This window comes from Rhizobium sp. BK376, from assembly GCF_004341625.1.
GTDB lineage: Bacteria > Pseudomonadota > Alphaproteobacteria > Rhizobiales > Rhizobiaceae > Rhizobium.
The window spans coordinates 239,227-260,211 of sequence record NZ_SLZG01000001.1; the positions used below are offsets into that span (position 1 = coordinate 239,227).

At 59.8% G+C, this 20,985-nt stretch carries 16 protein-coding genes; 2 read left to right on the forward strand and 14 right to left on the reverse strand.

The features are described from left to right. Positions 1 to 3: 3 nt before the first annotated feature. On the reverse strand, positions 4 to 1,743 hold the full coding sequence (locus EV561_RS01255) for a GNAT family N-acetyltransferase (protein ID WP_132516807.1): 1,740 nt from the start codon (positions 1,741 to 1,743) through the stop codon (positions 4 to 6). A gap of 198 nt (positions 1,744 to 1,941) precedes the next feature. On the opposite strand from EV561_RS01255, the gene EV561_RS01260 reads away from it, so the two are divergent. Further along, complete coding sequence (locus EV561_RS01260; RefSeq protein ID WP_132516809.1) at positions 1,942 to 3,210, forward strand: L,D-transpeptidase family protein; 1,269 nt, start codon at positions 1,942 to 1,944, stop codon at positions 3,208 to 3,210. Between the two features lie 13 nt (positions 3,211 to 3,223). On the opposite strand, the gene dnaE is transcribed toward EV561_RS01260, so the two are convergent. Continuing rightward, positions 3,224 to 6,724, reverse strand: coding sequence for a DNA polymerase III subunit alpha (gene dnaE, locus EV561_RS01265; RefSeq protein WP_132516811.1), 3,501 nt, complete (start codon positions 6,722 to 6,724; stop codon positions 3,224 to 3,226). A gap of 356 nt (positions 6,725 to 7,080) precedes the next feature. Here dnaE and EV561_RS01270 point away from each other — a divergent pair, with 356 nt between their 5' ends. Further along, a complete protein-coding gene (locus EV561_RS01270; protein ID WP_132516813.1) occupies positions 7,081 to 7,668 on the forward strand; it encodes a hypothetical protein in 588 nt (195 codons plus the stop codon). A 25-nt stretch (positions 7,669 to 7,693) separates the two neighbouring features. On the opposite strand, the gene EV561_RS01275 is transcribed toward EV561_RS01270, so the two are convergent. The 12 genes from EV561_RS01275 to EV561_RS01330 all read right to left on the reverse strand — a co-directional run bounded on the left by EV561_RS01275 (position 7,694) and on the right by EV561_RS01330 (position 20,890). Further along, entirely contained in the window at positions 7,694 to 8,377 is a 684-nt protein-coding gene (locus tag EV561_RS01275) for an ABC transporter ATP-binding protein (RefSeq protein ID WP_132516815.1), read from the reverse strand. 15 nt (positions 8,378 to 8,392) lie between these two features. Then, positions 8,393 to 9,706, reverse strand: a complete 1,314-nt coding sequence (locus EV561_RS01280) for a lipoprotein-releasing ABC transporter permease subunit (protein WP_132516817.1) — start codon at positions 9,704 to 9,706, stop codon at positions 8,393 to 8,395. An 18-nt stretch (positions 9,707 to 9,724) separates the two neighbouring features. After that, a complete protein-coding gene (gene proS, locus EV561_RS01285; RefSeq protein ID WP_132516819.1) occupies positions 9,725 to 11,047 on the reverse strand; it encodes a proline--tRNA ligase in 1,323 nt (440 codons plus the stop codon). Between the two features lie 591 nt (positions 11,048 to 11,638). Next, positions 11,639 to 11,917 carry a DUF1467 family protein gene (locus tag EV561_RS01290; protein WP_132516821.1) on the reverse strand — a complete coding sequence of 93 codons (279 nt, stop codon included), beginning with the start codon at positions 11,915 to 11,917 and terminating at the stop codon, positions 11,639 to 11,641. A gap of 137 nt (positions 11,918 to 12,054) precedes the next feature. After that, the gene (gene mce / locus EV561_RS01295; protein WP_132516823.1) at positions 12,055 to 12,459 is read right to left on the reverse strand and encodes a methylmalonyl-CoA epimerase; all 405 of its coding nucleotides are present in this window, start codon (positions 12,457 to 12,459) and stop codon (positions 12,055 to 12,057) included. Between the two features lie 47 nt (positions 12,460 to 12,506). Beyond that, entirely contained in the window at positions 12,507 to 14,174 is a 1,668-nt protein-coding gene (locus EV561_RS01300; protein WP_132516825.1) for a ribonuclease J, read from the reverse strand. A gap of 16 nt (positions 14,175 to 14,190) precedes the next feature. Beyond that, on the reverse strand, positions 14,191 to 14,955 hold the full coding sequence (locus EV561_RS01305) for a biotin--[acetyl-CoA-carboxylase] ligase (RefSeq protein ID WP_132516827.1): 765 nt from the start codon (positions 14,953 to 14,955) through the stop codon (positions 14,191 to 14,193). Then, complete coding sequence (nuoN, locus tag EV561_RS01310) at positions 14,955 to 16,400, reverse strand: NADH-quinone oxidoreductase subunit NuoN (protein ID WP_132516829.1); 1,446 nt, start codon at positions 16,398 to 16,400, stop codon at positions 14,955 to 14,957. Before nuoN ends, EV561_RS01305 begins: the two co-directional genes overlap by 1 nt. 18 nt (positions 16,401 to 16,418) lie before the next feature. Next, a complete protein-coding gene (locus EV561_RS01315; RefSeq protein WP_132516831.1) occupies positions 16,419 to 17,930 on the reverse strand; it encodes an NADH-quinone oxidoreductase subunit M in 1,512 nt (503 codons plus the stop codon). Next, on the reverse strand, positions 17,930 to 19,927 hold the full coding sequence (nuoL, locus tag EV561_RS01320; protein WP_132516833.1) for an NADH-quinone oxidoreductase subunit L: 1,998 nt from the start codon (positions 19,925 to 19,927) through the stop codon (positions 17,930 to 17,932). The genes EV561_RS01315 and nuoL overlap by 1 nt, the downstream gene beginning before the upstream one ends. Before the next feature lie 7 nt (positions 19,928 to 19,934). After that, a complete protein-coding gene (nuoK, locus tag EV561_RS01325; protein WP_132516835.1) occupies positions 19,935 to 20,243 on the reverse strand; it encodes an NADH-quinone oxidoreductase subunit NuoK in 309 nt (102 codons plus the stop codon). A 29-nt stretch (positions 20,244 to 20,272) separates the two neighbouring features. Further along, positions 20,273 to 20,890, reverse strand: coding sequence for an NADH-quinone oxidoreductase subunit J (locus tag EV561_RS01330; protein WP_132516837.1), 618 nt, complete (start codon positions 20,888 to 20,890; stop codon positions 20,273 to 20,275). Between the last annotated feature and the right edge of the window lie 95 nt (positions 20,891 to 20,985).

Genomic DNA, 20,985 nt, shown 5'->3' on the forward strand with positions numbered 1-20,985 from the left:
CTCTCACGCTGGTTCAGGGACCTCCTGATCCAACAGCTTCAAAAGCGCCTGCCGGTTATCGATTGCCTGCCTATAGGCCGGCTGGAGGGCAATGGCGCGTTCGTAGCTCCATAGCGCCTCCTCCGGACGGCCCAGCCGCCGCAGGACGTTGCCGCGATTGTTGAAGGCTATCGCATGCAGTGGTTCAAGCTCTATTGCGCGATCATAGCTGACCATCGCGCCATCGAAGTCGTTTGTGCCAGCCTGGAGATTGCCATAGTTGCAATGCGCTGACGCGGCCGTCGGACGGATTTCCAGCGCCCGCCTTATCTCGGCCTCTGCCGAACGCACCTCGCCCCGCTGCAAAAGCAGGATACCGAGCTGGTGTGCAGCGTCGAAATTCGACGGATCATCGGCAATCACCGCGCGGTAGAGCTTTTCGGCCTCGTCGAGATTGCCGGCACGATGGAAGGCGAAGGCCTCCTCCACGCTGGCGCTTTCCGGGAGCGCATCGCCTTCCGGAACCCAGAGCGAACCGATATCCCGATAGAGGGCCAACGCATCCTGATAGGACGGCTCAACGGCAAGGATTTGCCGGCAGGCGATCTGGGCGTTGACGGGATCACCGTCATCGCGAAGCCGTTTCGCCCGCGCAACGACGATCGGCAGGCTGCGAGGATCAAGTCTCTCGCCAAGGTTCCGCTTGCTGCGCGTGGTTATCCGCAGGCGCTCGATACGATGTACCTTGGAGCCAAACATATATTTGTAGGCATAATCGCCGGTCCCGAGATCGTAGCGCTCGAAACCATTCTCGATACCCCAGCGGATATTGGCGGCATGCAGCATCAACCCTGGAGACGGATTCTTGAACGCCAAGTCGCGGGCTCCGAGAAAGCAGACCATGGACCTGCGAGGACGATCCAGAAGGATGACGAATGCAGCAAGCGGCGTCTCGCCCCGCCAGAGGATAGACAAGAGAAGCGTGCCATCGTTGAAACATTCCGATAGCATTTGCTGCGAACTATCAAGGATATAGCGCGCGTATCGCGGATTGATCGCGCCCCATTGCGACTGCCAAAGGCTGTGGAAAGTTTCGAGGTCGCGCTCGATGCTGTCGGCATCCGCGTGAGTGACCCGAAACTCCTCGCCACCATCGAGCTTGCGCAGGCAGAGCCTGACATTGCGGCGCGTTTTCGCGCCCAGCCGCTCGTTCAGAAAGTGCTCGAAATCGTCGGCCAGCGGCACGTAGACATAGAGATCGTGGTCGATCCTGGCACCTGACGCAGTAATATGTGCGGGCCGCGAGACCTTGCTGCTAACGAAATCCGATTGCGGAAACCGATCGAGAAACGCGTCCAGCCTCTCGCTCGACATATAAATGTCGTCGAGGTGCAGGCTCGTCCAGTTGAACTCCCGGATGCGGTCCGCGAGCGCCGCGACCGCCAGATCCTCGTAAACCGGATCGCACAATATGCCGGTATAGACCGCGTAGTAGGAGCCGCCCATGACGATGGTGTTATAAAAGCCTCTGCCCTTGTCGAGACCGGTGCCGATTTGCACCGGAAAGAAAGCCACGTAGCCGTCATCCTCCGGCTCATCCTTGGCAGCAAGGACGAGCCAGGGCAAGGGGCGTGATTTGAGCCAAGTGGCGATCCATATCCACGATAGAAAATAATGAGCCTCGGGATCGGCAGCATAGAGACGATCCCAGTTGGGCCTAAGTGCCTCCAGCGCATCAAAATCTTCGATCACGTCAATATGCATGTACGACGCCGTGTTTAAGATTCTTGAAATTTAAGAATTACATGAAACACATTGCGCGGCAATCATGATGAAGGGGTAAGCATTCCGAGCGGTGCAAGAAAGCCAAGGATATGTTTCGCAACCGCGTCTGCTTCAAATCTTCCTTAAACTTCGAAGTCTACCGTGGCGGTACGAGTATTGCGTTTTGGTATTGCGTTCATGATGTCCCGTTTCTTCTTCGGACTTGGCCTTCTGTCGGCCACAGCCCTTGTACACCCTGCCTTTGCGAGCGATGCCCGCACGCTGCAGATCGTGGTTTCGACCGATCGGCAATCGCTTGCCGTCTATGACGGCTCGGAAGTCGTCGCGACCTCGAAGGTCTCGACCGGCAAGCAGGGGCATTCGACGCCGCTGGGTATCTTTTCCATTCTGGAGAAGCAGCGCTATCACGAATCCAACATCTATTCCGACTCACCGATGCCCTTCATGCAGCGGCTGACATGGTCGGGCATCGCGCTGCATGAGTCGGGCTACGTCCCCAACCATCCGGCCTCGCATGGCTGCGTGCGCATGCCCAAGGCCTTTGCGGAAATGTTGTTCAAGATGACGGATCGCGGCGTCCATGTCGTCATTTCCGATCGGCCGCTCGTCCCGCAGCCGGTCGAGAGCACTGCATTGTTCCAACCCCAGCCGGCGCCCACGACAGGTCCGCTCTTTGCCGGCCTGGAGCTGAGGCCGACGACATCCAGCTTCCTGCCGCAGCCGGAGCCGGTGCAGGTTGCAACCAATGATGCCGCCTCCCTGCCGATGCCGCCGGTCGCGCCGGAAATTGCGGCAGCGGACGAGGCCCCGCTTCGTATCCTCATTACCCGAAGGGAGCTCAGGGATAATGTCCGCGACCTGCAGGACATCCTGAACGGGCTGGGCTACGAGACCGGCACGCCGGACGGTCTGCTTGGACCGGCAACGGTTCAGGCTATCGACGACTTCAAGAAGGCGCATAATGTGGTCACGTCGGGCGGGCTCGTCAGCCCGGCGCTGATGAAGGCCGTCTATACCATTGCCGGGAAAGGTGAGCCGCCGAACGGCGAGGTCATGGTCCGCCAGGATTTCAAGCCGCTGTTCCAGGCGCCCGCCATCATCGCCGACCCGCAGGAGGCGTTGGGCACGCATTTCTTTACCGCCCACAATGTCGACAAGCTCAGCGGCAAGGCGGAGTGGTACGGGATCACGCTCGAGGATGATCTGTCGAAGGATGCGCGCAAGCGGCTCGGCATCACCAGCGAGGCACGGTCACAATCGCTGAGCGCGGCCGAAAGCGCGCTCGACCGGATCACCATTCCCGACGACGCGCGACGCCACATCGAAGACCTGCTGTCATCGGGATCGTCGCTCACCATCACCGATGCCGGAGTAAGCTCCGAGACCGGCAACGGCACCGATTTCATCACCATCACGAAGAGGGGCGGCCTCGGCGGAAAGGGCTAAATGCCGCCGGGCGTCACACCAGCTCGACGTCGATGATGCCGGGGGCGGATCTCAGGGCTGCGGCGATTTCCGGCGTGATGCGATATTTCTGCGGCAGTTCCACCTCGACTTCGCGCTTGCCGTCTTCCTTGATGACGATGAAGGAGACGAGGCCGTCGCCCTTGGCGTTCAGGTGTGCAGCGACAGCGCGCAGCGGGCCGGAATCGCGGACATAGACGCGCAGGGCCTTCTGCATCTGCAGGGATTTCTCCTCAAGGGACTGCGCGGTTGCGAGCCGCAGACTGATGCCTTCCGGCCGTTCATCGGCCTGCGCGGTGATGACGAAGGATTTTCCGACTTCGAGAACGTCGCGATACTGGTTCAGCGTCTCCGAGAAAAGCACCGCTTCGAACTGGCCCGACGAATCCGAGAAGACGAAGATGCCCATCTTGTTGCCGGTGCGCGTCTTGCGCTCCTGCTTGGAAATGACCGTACCGGCCAGGCGGCCGTTGCTTGCGCCCTGCTTCACCGCCGCCGAAAAATCGGCGAAGGTCTGCACGCGCATCTTGTCGAGCACCTTGTTGTAGCTGTCGAGCGGGTGGGCGGTCAGGTAGAAGCCGAGGACCTGGAATTCCTTCAGCAGGCGCTCCGAAGCGAGCCACGGCGTGAAATGCGGCAGCGAAATCTTCTCCGGGCCGGAAGAGCCGCCGCTGCCGAACATGTCGGACTGGCCGCTGGTCTTGTTCTCCTGGGCGCGCTGCGCATAGCCCATGATCCGGTCGAGGCCACCGATCAGCTCTGCGCGGTCAATCGAGAAACAATCGAAGGCGCCGGCTGAAATCAGGCTTTCCAGCACGCGACGATTGACCTGTCGCGGATCGATCCGGAGGCAGAAATCCTCAATGCTGGCAAAGGGCTTGTCGCCCCTCACCTCGACAATATGGTCGACCGCCGATTCGCCCACGCCCTTGATCGCGGCGAGCGCATAATAGATGCGGTTGTCGCCGGTCTGGAAATGGCGGAACGAGGTTTGTACCGACGGTGCGATGACTTCGATGCCAAGACGCTTGGCGTCCTGGCGGAAATCGTTGACCTTCTCGGTGTTCGACATGTCGAGCGTCATCGAGGCGGCGAGGAATTCGACCGGATAATGCGCCTTCATATAGGCGGTCTGGTAGGAGACGATCGCGTACGCGGCGGCATGCGACTTATTGAAGCCGTAGTTTGCGAACTTCGCCAGAAGCTCAAAAATGTTGTCGGCCTGCGCTTTCGACACACCGTTCTTGACGGCACCATCGACGAAGCGCTCGCGCTGCTGATCCATCTCCGCCTTGATCTTCTTACCCATGGCGCGGCGCAAGAGATCGGCCTCGCCGAGCGAATAGCCCGACAGGACCTGGGCGATCTGCATCACCTGTTCCTGATAGACGATAACGCCCTGCGTTTCCTTGAGCAGGTAATCGATCGTCGGATGGATCGACTCGAGTTCTTCCTCGCCGTGCTTGCGGGCGTTGTAGGTCGGGATATTCTCCATCGGGCCCGGGCGATAGAGCGCCACCAGCGCGATGATGTCCTCGATGCAGTCGGGGCGCATGCCGATCAGCGCCTTGCGCATGCCCGCACTTTCCACCTGGAACACGCCGACCGTCTCACCGCGCGAGAGCATGTCGTAAGTCGGCTTGTCATCCAGCGGGATCGACGCCAGATCGACCTTGATGCCGCGCTTGGCGACGAAATCGACAGCGACCTTGAGGACGGTCAGCGTCTTCAGGCCGAGGAAGTCGAACTTGACGAGGCCGGCCTGTTCCACCCACTTCATGTTGAACTGCGTGACCGGCATGTCGGAGCGCGGGTCGCGATACATCGGCACCAGCTTCGACAAAGGCCGGTCGCCGATGACGATGCCGGCGGCGTGGGTCGAGGCGTGGCGGTAGAGGCCCTCGATCTTCTGGGCGATATCGAGCAGGCGGGCGACGACCGGCTCCTTATCCGCCTCTTCCTGCAGCTTCGGCTCCTCCTCGATCGCCTTGGACAGCGGCGTTGGGTTGGCCGGATTGTTCGGCACCAGTTTGCAGATCTTGTCGACCTGGCCATAGGGCATTTCGAGCACGCGGCCGACGTCGCGAAGGGCGGCGCGCGCCTGCAGCGAACCGAAGGTGATGATCTGCGCCACCTGCTCGCGGCCGTATTTCTGCTGGACGTAGCGGATCACCTCTTCGCGGCGGTCCTGGCAGAAGTCGATATCGAAGTCCGGCATCGAAACGCGTTCCGGATTGAGGAAGCGTTCGAACAGCAGCGAGAAGCGCAGTGGATCGACGTCGGTGATCGTCAGCGCATAGGCAACCAGCGAGCCCGCACCCGATCCACGGCCGGGGCCGACGGGGATATCATGCTGCTTGGCCCATTTGATGAAGTCCGCAACGATCAGGAAGTAGCCGGGGAACTTCATGCGCTCGATGACGCTGAGCTCGAATTCCAGCCGTTCCCGGTAATCCTTCTCCTCATAACCCGCCGACATGCCGAGCGTTGCAAGCCGCATGTCTAGGCCCTCGACTGCCTGGCGGCGAAGCTCGCCCGACTCGGCACGTTCTGCCTCCTCCGGGTCGTCGGTCGCGCCGGTAAAGCGCGGCAGGATGGGCTTGCGGGTCTTCAGGACGAAGGAGCAACGCCGGGCGATTTCGACCGTGTTCTCCAGCGCTTCGGGCAGATCTGCAAAGAGCTTGGCCATGTCGGCGCGGCTCTTCAAATAATGATCCGGCGTCAGGCGAAAGCGGTTGTCATCCGAAACGATGGCGTTGTGCGCAACCGCCATCAGAGCATCATGGGCGTCGTAATCGTCGCGGGTCGGAAAGAAGGCTTCGTTGGTCGCGACCAGCGGCAGGTCATGCTCATAGGCAAGGCCGATCATGCGCTGCTCGTGGCGACGGTCGTAGGTGCCGTGCCGCTGCAATTCGACATACAGCCGGTCGCCGAACAGGCGCTTCAGCTGTAGCAGTCGCGCCACGGCCTGGGGTGCATGCCCCTCCTTCAGCGCCATATCGATCGGGCCGCCCAGCGACCCGGTCAAGGCGATCAAGCCGCCAGTCCCGATCTCCTCCAGCCAAGAGGCGCAGATGTGGACGGCCTGGGTACCCTCGCCGCCGAGATAGGCTCGGCTGACGAGATCCACGAGGCGCTCATAGCCCGCGTCCGTCGCAGCAAGAAGCACGATCGAGGGCAGCTTGGCGAGCGCCTGCTGGCCATTGCGCTTTTCGCCTTCGCCGACATCCTCCATATCGATCGACACCTGGCAACCGATGATCGGTTGCAAGCCGTCATCCATCGCCTTCTGGGAGAATTCCAGCGCGATGAAAAGATTGTTGGTGTCGGTAATGGCAATCGCCGGCTGGCTGTCGCTGGCGACCTTGGCAAGAATCTTCTTGAGCGGCAAAGCGCCCTCAAGAAGCGAATAGGCGGAATGGACGCGCAGATGCACAAACTCGGGAGCTTCTCCCAACGGCGCGCCCGGTGCGCTGCCCCCTGTCGTATCCGCCATGTTATGCCTTTCCAAATGCCCGAGTCTTTCGCGCATATTTTCGGCATAGCTGGCGGCAAAGTCCAGTCGCGCTTGCGTGGATCAGCCATGCATTACCGCTGGCTGACCCCAAGAATCACATCGCCATCATGATGAGGGAAAAACTGGCGACGAACATGACGATGGAGGTGAATGCTGCAATGTCTCGAATGATCTCGGTCATCTGTGCTCTCCTTACCCGTTATGTTTCTTTTTTGTTCTATTTATGTTCGAGAGTCAACGGCAGTTTCGACGAATTTGTCGCGATATCTTTTAAAGTCTTCGACTATGGTTAAAACGGCCGGACACCATCCTGATCCGGGGGAGCGCAAATCGAAATGAGAAATCTTATCCCGGCAATTCTTTTGTCCCTTCTGACGGGCGGCGTTGCCGCTGCCGAGGATATCGCGCCTGAGCGCATCATCGACGCCGCCACGGGCGACTGGGACAAGGACGGCAAGACCGACATGGCGATGCTCGTCGGCCCTAAGGAACAGGGCGACGATATCGCGATCTATATCTACCTGCGCGACAAGGATCACGACCTGCTGAAACTGGTCACGACGGCGCCGGCAAAAGTCTGGGGCAATGCCAGCCTCGACGGCATGTTCGGCCAGGACCCTTCGATCAAAGGCATGCCGAATGGCTCGATCGCCGTTCATTCGGAAAATAGCGGCGTCGGTCGCGACCGCTGGGACCAGACATTGACGCTCGCTTATCGCAACGGCGCCTTCATCGTCGCCGGCTACACCTATAACTACTACGACACACTGGACCCTGATCACAACGGCTCGTGCGACTACAACGTCCTGACAGGCAAGGTGACGAAGGACGGCAAGGACACCAAGGCCGAGCCGAAAACGATCAAGATCGAGGACTGGGACGATCAGGTCGGGCAAACGGGCTGCGGCATCAAGCAGGACTGACGCATCACACCCGGCAATCCGATCCTCACATTTCCACGACCTTCCCGTCGCTCAGCGTCACGCGGCGGTCCATTCGGGCCGCGAGTTCGTGATTGTGTGTCGCGATCATGGCAGCCAGACCGGACTGGCGAACCAGTGCTTCCAGCGCGTCGAAAACGTAATGGGCCGTTGCCGGGTCGAGATTGCCCGTCGGCTCATCCGCCAGCAGCACAAGCGGCGCATTGGCAACGGCGCGGGCGATCGCTACGCGCTGCTGCTCACCGCCGGACAGTTCGGCCGGCCGGTGATCGCCGCGATGACCGATGCGCATATAGTCCAGCAAAGCACTGGCGCGCTCGCGGGCTTCCTTGCGGGAGAGTCCGGCGATCATCTGCGGCATCATGATGTTCTCGGCTGCCGAAAATTCCGGCAGGAGATGATGGAACTGGTAGACGAAACCGATGTCGCTGCGGCGCATCGCGGTGCGGCGATCGTCGGACAGCCCGTTGCAGGCATTGCCGTTCAGGACGACGTCGCCGCCATCGGGATGCTCAAGCAAGCCGGCGACATGCAGAAGCGTCGATTTGCCTGTGCCTGACGGGGCAACGAGCGCGACGATCTCGCCCCTATGCAACGAGAAATTCGCGCCCTTCAGGATGGAAAGCCTTGTTTCGCCTTGCCCGTAGTGACGCTCGATGCCCGATAGTTCGAGAACGACATGTCGTTTCATGGAATGAAGCAACCCTTATTCGTAGCGGAGAGCCTGCACAGGATCGAGCCGTGAGGCACGCCAGGCCGGAAAGATGGTGGCGAGGAAGGACAATGTCAGCGCCATGACGACCACGGTGATCGTCTCGCTCAGGTCCATTTCCGCCGGCAGCGTGCTGAGGAAATAGAGCTGCGGATCAAACAGGACAGTGCCTGAGATCCAGGAGAAGAACTGGCGGATCGATTCGATATTGACGCAGACGAGAACGCCGAGCAGCACGCCCGCCAAGGTGCCGACTATGCCGATCGCAGCCCCCGTCATGAAGAAGATGCGCATAATCGAACCCGAGGTCGCGCCCATGGTGCGCAAAATGGCGATGTCGCTGCCCTTATCCTTTACGAGCATGATCAGGCCGGAAATGATGTTCAGCGCCGCGACGAGAACGATCAGCGTCAGGATCATGAACATCACGTTGCGCTCGACCTGAAGGGCGGAGAAAAAGGTCTCGTTGCGCTGGCGCCAGTCGGTCAGGTTCACCGGGCGTCCGGCCGCCGCCTCGATCTTCGGCCGCAGCGCGTCGACATCATCGGGATTGGTGACGAAAAGCTCGATCGACTGAACGACGCCTTCCGAATTGAAATAAAGCTGGGCCTCTTCCAGCGGCATGAAGATGATCGAGGCATCATATTCCGACATGCCGATCTCGAAAATGCCCGAGACAGTGTAGGACTTCACCCGCGGATTGACGCCGAAGGGCGTGATGTCGCCATCCGGCGCGATCAGCGTAATCTGGTCGCCGACCGTAATGCCGAGCTGCTGGGCCATGCGCGAGCCGATCAGCACGCCCTGCCCGGCGGCAAAGCCGGTCAGATCACCGGCCTTGATGTTGCCGGCCACGGTCTTCAGCTTTTCCAGATCCTCGGCGCGGATGCCGCGCACCAGCGCGCCGGTACCGGAGCCGGAGCCGCCGGAAGCCAGCGTCTCGCCCTCAACCAGTGGCAGCGCCATGGTCACACTAGGCAAGGTCGAGAATTTCTTGGCGAGTTCATCGTAATTGTTCATCGGCGCGTCCGACGTCTGGACGATGACGTGGCCGTTGAGCCCGAGAATACGGGTGATGAGTTCGGTTCGGAAGCCGTTCATGACGGCCATGACGATGATCAGCGTGGCGACGCCCAGCATGATGCCGATGAAGGAGAAGCCCGCAATGACGGAAATGAAGGCTTCCTTGCGCCGGGCGCGCAGATAGCGCCAGGCGACCACTCTTTCAAAGGCGGAGAATGGCCGGGACGCCGGAGCTTTGGCGGATGTCTTTTCCTGCTGGTCTACTGCCGCGCTGCTCACTGCCATTCCGTTTCCTGTTCCAAATCAGCCCGCGAGCTGGTTGATTGCCGCATCGACCGTGATCGTCTGGCGCTCGCCCGTCTTGCGGTCCTTCACTTCCACTTCGCCGTTCGCGATGGAGCGCGGGCCGACGATGATCTGCTTCGGCACGCCGATCAGGTCGGCGGTCGCAAACTTCGTTCCAGCGCGCTCGTCGCGATCGTCGTAAAGCACGTCCTTACCGGCCTTCGTCAGAGCGGCATATAGGGTTTCGCAAGCGGAATCGCAGGCTTCGTCGCCAGCTTTCATGTTGATTATGATCGCATCGAACGGCGCCACGGATTCCGGCCAGATGATTCCGTTCTCGTCATGCGAGGCTTCGATGATGGCGGGAACAAGGCGCGTCGGCCCGATTCCGTAAGATCCCATGTGGACAGCGTGTTCCTTGCCGTCAGGACCCTGCACCTTGGCGCCCATCGGCTCGGAATATTTCGTGCCGAAATAGAAGATGTGGCCGACCTCGATGCCGCGTGCCGAAAGGCGCTCGCCTTCCGGAATGGCGTTGAAGGCCGCTTCGTCGTGCATTTCCGATGTCGCCGCATAGACGGAGGTCCACTTGTCGAAGATCGCTTGCAGGCCGGCGACATCATCGAAATCGGTGTCGGCCGAGGGGATGTCGAAATTGACGAAATCCTTGTGGCTGAAAACTTCCGATTCGCCGGTGTCGGCGAGAATGATGAATTCGTGGCTGTGATTGCCGCCGATCGGGCCGGTGTCGGCGCGCATCGGAATGGCGCGCAGGCCGAGCCTGTCGAAGGTGCGCAGGTAGGCGACGAACATCTTATTGTAAGAGTTGATCGCGTCTTCCTTGGTCAGATCGAAGGAATAGGCATCCTTCATCAGGAATTCGCGCGAACGCATGGTGCCGAAGCGCGGGCGGATCTCGTCGCGGAACTTCAGCTGGATATGATAGAGGTTGAGCGGCAGGTCCTTGTAGGACTTGACATAGGTGCGGAAAATATCCGTCACCATTTCCTCGTTCGTGGGGCCATAGAGCATCGGACGATCCTGCCGGTCCTTGATGCGCAGCATTTCCTTGCCATAGGCCTCGTAGCGGCCGCTTTCCTGCCAGAGCTCGGCGGACTGCAGCGTCGGCATCAAGAGCTCGATGGCGCCGGAGCGATTCTGCTCTTCGCGAACGATATTGTTGACCTTGTCCAGGACGCGCTTGCCAAGCGGCAGCCACGAATAAATGCCCTGGCTCTGCTGGCGGATCATGCCCGACCGCAGCATCAGCCGGTGCGACACGATTTCCGCCTCCTTGGGATTTTCCTTCAGGATGGGCATGAAGTAACGGGATAGGCGCATAGCGGATTCCAGAGATGTTGCCGATTCCGCAGTCAAGAACGGAATCGCCATAAAGCGTTAACACTGCTGGCGTTCATAGCCGCTTCGCGGCCGGAAAGAAACCCGCCTTGCAGGCGAACGAACGCATCAGCCTGACGTTAAAGCAGGGGATTACGGCTTTTCTATACAAATTCGAAAAAGCACATATTTCTAAGGACTTGGGCCGAAATTTTGTCAACAGAAAAATTTTGTACAAGTGTAGCAAAAATGCAAAAAAACAGATGACAAAGCTCATTCTTTGAGCTAGTTTTAGCTCACAAAAGAGGCAGGAAGGTTAAATTCTTGTCGTTCTCGCGGTCAAGTCTTGGGAGGATCAGATCTTAGGCGCGCTTGCTCGCAGCCCCGGCAACGGATAAGGATCACGCGATACTTAAAACAAGGCTTATAGCCTTGTTTTTTTTTGGCTTTATGACTTCCCCATCTCGCTCTTCACAGCCTGTTCCGAACCTTCGGAAGAAGCGCCCGCCGGCCTGCATCGATAGATGATTGGTCAGCCGACAGGCATGCTCTTTGCACTGGCGAGGTAACAATCGTATGACAGATTGCGGGCTATCAACCCCCGTAGCGCGGAACGATCTGCGGCAGGGCGTCGAAACTGAATCCGAAGTAATCCGTTAGGATGAACCAGCCGCCGTAGATGATAGCCGAAACGAGCGTCGTCATCAGAACGACTCGCCAGCCCCTGAATTTCGTCGGCGCGCTTGCGACAGTGCCCAGAACGACTTCGTTGTCTTCGGCCTGCGTACGATGGCCGAATGGCAGGACTGCGAAAAGCGTAATCCACCAGACAACGAAATAGACGGCAACTGTCGAAAAAATAGCCTGTGTCATGCATGCCTCCCTCGGCGGAGACGGAACCAGGCAGATCGGTCCAAGCCACCTGCCCCTTCCATCCGCAACGCCGCCTTCATGACATTCTTATAGATGCAAAGCGGTTCTCACTCAAAGCACCGTTAAGTGCCCTAATGTCACAGCTGCTCAAGCTCGATGAGGGTTCCGAAGAAATCCTTGGGATGCAGGAAGAGAACCGGCTTGCCATGGGCGCCGATCCTGGGTTCGCCACTGCCGAGAACCCGGGCGCCGGCCGAAAGCAGCCGGTCGCGGGCATTCAGGATATCCGCCACCTCGTAACAAATATGATGCATGCCGCCCGACGGGTTCTTTTCGAGAAAGGCGGCAATGGGAGAATCCGATCCGAGAGGCTCCAGAAGCTCGACCTTCGAGTTGGGCAGTTCCACAAAGACGACAGTCACGCCATGCTCCGGCAGGGCCTGAGGCTGCGACACCGCCGCGCCGAGAATATCGCGATAGCTCTCGGTAGCAGCCGCCAGATCCGGGACCGCAATTGCGATATGATTGATACGTCCCAGCATGCTGGCCTCCTCCCTGGCCATGCGCCCCGCCTCCCCGAGCGCAGCCTTCAAACCTTCGTCAGAAACACCGTGACCACGGGCTTCTTGCCCCAGATCTGATTTGCCGTCGAGCGTACGGCACGGCGCACCGCCTCCTGCAGCATGGCGAGATCCTTGCGGCGAGCGCGCGGGACACTCTCGACAGCGCTGACAATAGCGTCGAAGAGCGTGTCTTCCATATCCTCGCCCTCATCGTCATAGACCGGCAGGCCGATCGGCACGAGATCGGGGTCGCCAACGATATCGTAGCGGCTATCCAGCACGACGTTGACGGCGACATGGCCGACAAAGGACAATTTCTTCCGTTCGCCGATACCCATTTCGTCGAAATCGCCGATCAGCGTTCCGTCCTTGTAGATACGTCCATGTGGCGCCTCGTCCACGACCTGTACCGGGCCGGGCGCCAATCGCAGCACGTCGCCATTGCGTACGCGCGGCACGGTCGCGATACCGGATTGCTCGGCCAGTTCCTTGTGCGCAGTCAGGTGTGCAGCTTCGCCATGGACCGGCACGACGACCTTCGGCCGGGTCCATTGATACATCTTCTGCAACTCGTTGCGACGCGGATGGCCGGATACGTGAACCAGCGCCTCACTGTCGGTAATGATGTGAACGCCTTGTTCCACCAATCCGTTCTTGATGTCCTGGATCGCCTTCTCGTTGCCGGGAATGGCGCGGGAGGAAAAGACGACGATGTCGCCGGCCGAGAGGGCCACATTGCGCATCTCGTCGCGCGACAGCTTGGCAAGCGCTGCTCTCGGCTCACCCTGGCTGCCGGTCAGGATCACGACGACCTTGTCGCGCGGAATATAGCCGTATTCGTCCTCGGCGATGAACGGCTTGACGCCCTCCATCAGACCGACATCGCGCGCAACATCGACGACGCGCTTCAGCGAGCTGCCGAGCAGCAGCACTTCGCGGCCCGCGGCTTCAGCCGCCTCCGCGACCGTGCGGATACGGCCGACATTGGAGGAGAAGGTGGTGATCGCCACACGGCCCTCGGCCGCCTCGATGATCTTGCGCAGGCTCTCCGAGACATCCTTCTCTGAAGGTGAAACGCCATCGCGCAGCGCGTTGGTGGAATCGCACATCAGCGCCAGCACGCCCTCATCGCCGAGCTGCTTGAAACGCGTCTCGTCCGTCAGGGGACCCAGCGACGGCTCGTGGTCGATCTTCCAGTCGCCGGTGTGGATCACGTTGCCGAGCGGCGTGCGGATCATCAGCGACATCGGCTCGGGAATGGAGTGGTTGACCGCGACGCCCTCAACGCTGAACGGGCCGACATTGATGCGGTCGCCAGCCCTAAAGATCGTCACGGGAATTTCACCCATCGTTTTCTCGTAGTCGCGCTTGGCTTCCAGCAACCCGGCGGTGAACGGAGAGGCATAGATCGGAACGTTCAGCCCCGGCCACAGGTCGCTCAGCGCTCCGTAGTGATCCTCATGCGCATGCGTGATGATGATCGCCTTGAGGTTCTTGCGCTCCTTTGCGAGGAAGCGGATATCGGGCAGAACGAGATCGACGCCCGGCAGATCCGGACCCGGGAAGGTCACGCCGCAATCGACCATGATCCACTGGCGATGCTCTGGCGCCCCATAGCCGTAGAGCGCGAGATTCATGCCGATCTCGCCCACTCCGCCGAGCGGCAGAAACACCAGTTCGTCTTGGTTCGCCATATTATTTTCTAATCCATTATCCGAAAAAAACATCACCGGCAGCAATCGGCATCATCCTGCCCCCGCCAGTGTCGAGCATCAACAGGCCATTATCATCTATTCCGGCGAATTGGCCGGAAATCGAGCGATCGGGCAGATTGACGGTTATCTTTTCGCCGACGCCGCAGGCCACCTGTCGCCAGCGCGCGGTGATATCGCGGATTCCCCTGCCGCCATCCCATTCGTCGAGGGCCTCGACCATGGAGGCAAACAGGCGGGCGAAGAGTTCTTCCGGCGATGCGGATGTGCCCTGCTCGCGCAAGCATGTAACCGGATAGATGGCGTTGTCAGGCTTCGTGGCGATATTGACGCCGATCCCGATCACAAGAGCGTATCGGCCATCGACCAGCTTTTCGCCTTCGATCAGGATGCCGCAAGTCTTCTTTCGGCCGATCAGTATGTCGTTCGGCCACTTGACCTCCACCGGTTCCGAAGACGGCGGCAGAACGGAACGTACAGCCTGATGCACGGCGACCGCGACAGCCAGTGGCAAGGAACCGAGCTGCTCCATCGGAGCGGGGTCAATCAAAAGAAGGGATGCATAGAGATTGCCGGGTTCGGAGACCCAGGGCCGTCCGCGTCGTCCGCGACCGCCGGTCTGACGGGCGGCGGTGACCCAGAGATCGCCGGCGTCTCCGGCGCGAGCCCGCACAAGACATTCCGTATTGGTGGACGATGTCTCTAGGAGGGCATCATGCCGGAAGTCGGCGACCGACTTCCGGCGTTTCATATCAGAAGCCATCAAAACAGCGTCGCGGCAGCCAGTTCAGCAGCACCACCGATAGAGGAGCCGATAAAGACATAGCCGAGCACGAAGAGGCCGGAGAGACCGAAGACCAGACGCAGCGAGCCGGACGTGCGGGCGAACTGGCCGGTTGCTTCGTCGAACCACATCACCTTGATGACGCGCAGGTAGTAGTAGCAGCCCACGACCGACGCCAGAACACCGATGATCGCAAGACCATAGAGATGCGCCTGGATGGCCGCGACGAAGACGAAGTACTTCGCAAAGAAGCCGGCGAGCGGCGGAATGCCGGCAAGCGAGAACATCAGTGCGGTCTGGACAACAGCCATGAAGGGATTGGTCGTCGACAGGCCGGCGAGATCATCGATGTTCTCGACCTGCGTCCCGTCTGCGCGGCGCATCGACATGATGATCGCAAAGCTGCCGAGCGTCATGGCCATGTAGATGAGCATGTAGAGCATGACACCCGACACGCCCGTCTGTGTGCCGGCGGCAAGGCCGACCAGCGCATAGCCCATGTGACCGATCGAGGAATAGGCCATCAGTCGCTTGATGTTCTTCTGGCCGATTGCCGCGAAGGAGCCGAGCAGCATCGAGGCAATCGAGATGAAGGTGATGACCTGCTGCCAGTCCGCAAGGATCGGCTGGAAGGCGGTAATGACGATGCGGGTCATCATCGCCATGGCGGCAACCTTGGGGGCGCCAGCCAGGAAGGCGGTAACCGGGGTCGGCGCGCCTTCATACACGTCCGGCGTCCACATGTGGAACGGAACGGCCGAGATCTTGAAGGCGATGCCAGCAAGGATGAAGACCAGGCCGAAGATGAGGCCGAGCGAGCGAGCGCCATCCGCCGTCAGCGCATGGGCGACGTCGACGAAATGCGTGTGGCCGGTGAAGCCGTAGACCAGCGACATGCCGTAGAGCAGCATCCCCGAAGACAGGGCTCCAAGGACGAAGTACTTGAGGCCGGCTTCCGTCGATTTCAGGCTGTCGCGGTTGATCGCAGCGATGACGTAGATCGCGAGCGACTGCAGCTCAAGGCCGAGATAGAGCGAGATCAGGTCGTTTGCCGAAATCATCAGCAGGATGCCGAGGGTGCTCAACACCAGAAGAACGGGGAACTCGAACTTGTCGAGCTGGTTCTCTGAAGCATGGTTCAGCGACATGAACAGCGCCACAAAGGAACCGATCAGCGCGGTAACCTTCATGAAGCGGGAGAAGCCATCCGCGAGATAGACGCCGCCATAGGCGAGGCCTTCGCTGGGCACGAAGACCAGCCAGAGAGCAGCAATGGCAAAGACAATGAGCGCGAGCACGCTCACCATCCGCCCCGAACGTTCGCCTGCAAAGACGCCGATCATGAGCAGAACAAGTGCGCCGACCGCGAGGATGAGTTCCGGGACGGAAAGATGCAGGCTTGCGAGAATTGTGTCAGCGGTCATGTCGAAAAAGTCCTGTCATCATTTCATCGACAGCGCAACATTCTGCGCGGCGTGCAGGGCTGCGGTGTAGTTGTTCACGAGATGGTCAACCGAAGCAGCCGTCGCGTCGAAGATCGGGGCCGGGTAGACGCCGAAGAAGATCGTCAGCACGATCAGCGGATAAAGGATCAGCTGTTCACGCGGCGACAGATCGAGCAGCGCCTTCAGCTTTTCCTTCTCCAGCGCACCGAAGATCACGCGGCGGTAAAGCCAGAGCGCATAGGCAGCCGAGAGGATGACGCCGGTGGCGGCAAAGAGAGCAACCCAGGTATTAGTGCGGTAGGCGCCGATCAGCGTTAGGAACTCGCCGATGAAGCCCGACGTGCCCGGGAGACCGACGTTTGCCATGGTGAAAACCATCATCGCAACGGCGTATTTCGGCATGTTGTTGACCAGGCCGCCGTAAGCGGAGATCTCGCGGGTATGCGTCCGGTCATAGATCACGCCGACGCACAGGAAGAGCGCGCCGGACACGATACCGTGTGAGAGCATCTGGAAGATCGCGCCCTGAACACCCTGCTGGTTGGCGGCGAAAATGCCCATGGTGACATAGCCCATGTGCGCAACCGAGGAATAGGCGATCAGTTTCTTGATATCTTCCTGCATCAACGCCACCAGCGAGGTGTAGATGATGGCGATGACCGACAGCGAGAAGACGAAGGGTGCGAAATAGTGAGACGCATCCGGGAACATGGCCAGCGAGAAGCGGATGAGGCCATAGCCGCCAAGCTTCAGCATGATACCAGCCAGGATGACGGAGCCTGCCGTCGGCGCCTGAACGTGCGCGTCCGGTAGCCAGGTATGGACCGGCCACATCGGCATCTTGACCGCGAAGGAGGCAAAGAATGCCAGCCATAACCACGTCTGCAGCGAAGGCGGGAACTTGAAAGCCAGCAACGTCGGAATATCGGTCGTGCCAGCCTGCCAGTACATCGCCATGATAGCAAGGAGCATGAGCACGGAGCCAAGCAGCGTGTAGAGGAAGAACTTGTAGCTGGCGTAGACGCGATCCTTGCCGCCCCAGACACCGATGATGAGGAACATCGGAATAAGGCCGGCCTCGAAGAAGACGTAGAACAGGACGATGTCGAGGGACACGAAAACGCCCGTCATCATCGTCTCTAGGACGAGGAAGGCGATCATGTAGTCCTTGATGCGCTTCTCGACCGACAGCCAGCTTGCCAGGACGCAGAAAGGCATCAGGAAGGCGGTCAGGACGACGAAGAGCATCGAAATGCCGTCGACACCGACATGATAGGAGATGCCCGTGCCGAGCCAGCTGTGGCTTTCCACCATCTGGAAGCCGGGATTGGCGTTGTCGAAGCCGATCCAGACGAACAGGGAGACGATAAAGGTGAAGACGGTCGTCGCCAGCGAGATGTTCAGGACATTGCGGCGGCCGTTCGGTCCGTCATCCCGCATGAAAAGCAGGAGCAGGACGCCGACCAGCGGCAGGAACGTGACCGTTGTAAGAATGGGCCAATCGGTCATCAGAAGGAACTCCCGAGCATCATCCAGGTAACGAGGGCCGCGACACCGAGCAGCATCGCGAAGGCATAGTGGTAGAGGTAGCCCGTCTGCAGACGGACAACGCGGTTGGTAACGTCGACGACGCGGGCAGCCACACCGTTCGGGCCGTAGCCGTCGATGACGGTGCCGTCACCCTGCTTCCAGAGGAAGCGGCCGAGGGCCTTGGCTGTGCGGACGAAAAGGAAGTCGTAGAGCTCGTCGAAGTACCACTTGTTGAGCAGGAATTCGTAGAGCACGCGGTGTTGGCGAGCCAGAACCTTCGGGGTTTCCGGCGACTTGATGTACATGTACCAGGCGATCACGAAGCCGAACACCATCGCAATGAAGGGGCTAAGCTCGACCCAGGCCGGGTTATGCTCCATCTCTTCCAGGATCTTGTTGTCCGGCAAGGTGAACAGCGCATTCTTCCAGAACTCGCTGTAGGCCTCGCCGACGAAAGCGCCGTGGAATACGAAGCCGGCAAAGACGGCGCCGATCGCCAGCAGGTAGAGCGGGATCAGCATGACATTCGGCGATTCATGCACATGGTGCATCACTTCATGCGAAGCGCGCGGAGCGCCATAGAAAGTCATGAAGATCAGGCGCCAGGAGTAGAAGCTGGTGAACAGCGCGGCGATGACAAGCAGCGTGAAAGCGAAGCCGGATGCCGGGCTATGCGACGCGTAGGACGCCGCAATGATCGCATCCTTCGAGAAGAAGCCTGCGAAGCCGATCGGCGTGAAGGGGATGCCAACGCCGGTGATCGCGAGCGTGCCGATGATCATCATCAGGAAGGTCTTCGGGATATGCGTGCGAAGGCCGCCCATGTGGCGCATGTCCTGCTCGCCGTCGACGGCGTGGATGACCGAGCCGGCGCAAAGGAAGAGCAGCGCCTTGAAGAAGGCGTGTGTGAAGAGATGGAAGATCGCAGCGCCATAAGCGCCGACACCGAGCGACACGAACATGTAGCCAAGCTGCGAACAGGTCGAATAGGCGATGACGCGCTTGATGTCGTTCTGCACGAGGCCGACGGTTGCCGCAAAGAAGGCGGTGATCGCGCCGATGATGGTCACGAAGATCAGCGCATCATGCGACAGTTCGAAGATCGGCGACATGCGGGCGACGAGGAACACACCGGCGGTGACCATGGTTGCTGCGTGGATGAGCGCCGAGACCGGGGTCGGGCCTTCCATGGCATCCGGTAGCCAGGTGTGCAGCAGGAACTGTGCCGACTTACCCATCGCGCCCATGAAGAGCAACAGGCAGACGCCGGTCAGCGCATGAGCGCGATCGAGCTGCATGCCGAAGAGGTTCAGCACGATATCGCCGGGCTGTCCGCCCTGCCCTGCAGCGAAGCTCTGGGCGTTTCCGAAGATCACGTCGAAGTTGATCGAGCCGAAGAGCACGAAGACGCCGGCAATGCCGAGAACGAAGCCGAAGTCGCCGACGCGGTTGACGATGAAGGCCTTCATTGCAGCTGCGTTTGCGGACGGCTTCTTGAACCAGAAACCGATGAGCAGGTAGGAAGCGAGACCAACGCCTTCCCAGCCGAAGAACATCTGGGCAAGGTTGTCCGACGTTACCAGCATCAGCATGGCGAAGGTGAAGAGCGACAGATAGGCAAAGAAGCGCGGACGATGCGGATCGTGATGCATGTATCCGATCGAATAGACGTGTACCAGCGTCGAAACCGAGTTCACGACGATCAGCATAACCGAGGTCAGCGTATCGATGCGCAGCGCCCAGGAGACGTCTATGCCGCCGGACTGGATCCAGCGCAGAACCTCAACCTTGATCGGCAGGTCATGCGGTTCGCCGAGCGCGACGGTGAAGAAAACGATCCACGACAGGATGGCCGCGATGATCATCAGGCCGGTGGTAATATATTCCGAAGCCTTCGAGCCGATCTGATTGCCGAGAAGGCCGACGATCAAGGCGCCGATAAGAGGAAGAAAGACGATAGCCTTATAGAGAAACATAGCTGTATCAGCCCTTCATCATATTGACGTCTTCCACGGCGATGGAGCCGCGGTTGCGGTAGAAGACGACCAGAATTGCAAGACCGATGGCCGCTTCCGCAGCTGCGACGGTCAGAATGAACAGAGCGAAGACCTGGCCGACGATATCGTTCAGGAAGGACGAGAAGGCGACCATGTTGATGTTGACCGCGAGCAGAATGAGCTCGATCGACATCAGGATGACGATGACGTTCTTGCGGTTCAGGAAGATGCCGAAGACGCCGAGCACGAAGAGGATGGCGCTGACCGTCAGGTAGTGGGAAAGTCCGATGACCATGTGTTTGTTCCTTGACCTTGCGTCTCGCCTTACATCACGCCTTCGCCCGGCTTCACCTTGACCACCTCGATGGCGGTGGCGGGTGTGCGGGCAACCTGCCTTGAAATATTCTGGCGCTTGATATGCTGGCGATGCTTGAGCGTCAGCACGATCGCGCCGATCATCGCGACCAGCAGCACGAGGCCGGAAATCTCGAAGAAATAGACGTAGTTGGTATAGAGCACGTCGCCGAGCGCAGCGGTGTTCGTCCGCTCCGTCAGCGCCGGGATGGGCATGGCAACCGACTTCGCAACCTGGGGCGAGATCACGCTGCCGCCGACCACGACGATCAGCTCGGCGGCAAGAATGAGCCCGATCACCGCGCCGATCGGCGCATAGTTCAGGATGCCGGAGCGCAGCTCGGAGAAGTCGATGTCGAGCATCATCACGACGAAGAGGAAGAGAACCGCGACGGCGCCGACATAGACGACCAGCAGGATCATCGCCAGGAACTCTGCTCCCAGGAGAAGGAACAAGCCCGCCGCGTTGAAGAAGGTAAGAATGAGGAACAGGACCGAATGGACCGGGTTCCGCGCGGAGATAACCATGAACGCCGACGCCACCGCGATAAAGGCGAACAGATAGAAGAATAGAGCCTGCAGACCCATGTTGGTGCCTTTTTCATCTTCCCCCGGGCAGCCGGGAGTGTCCCTGCCCGATGGAGCTTCGCAGACGATTGCCCGGCAAAGCTCCGGTCTCAATT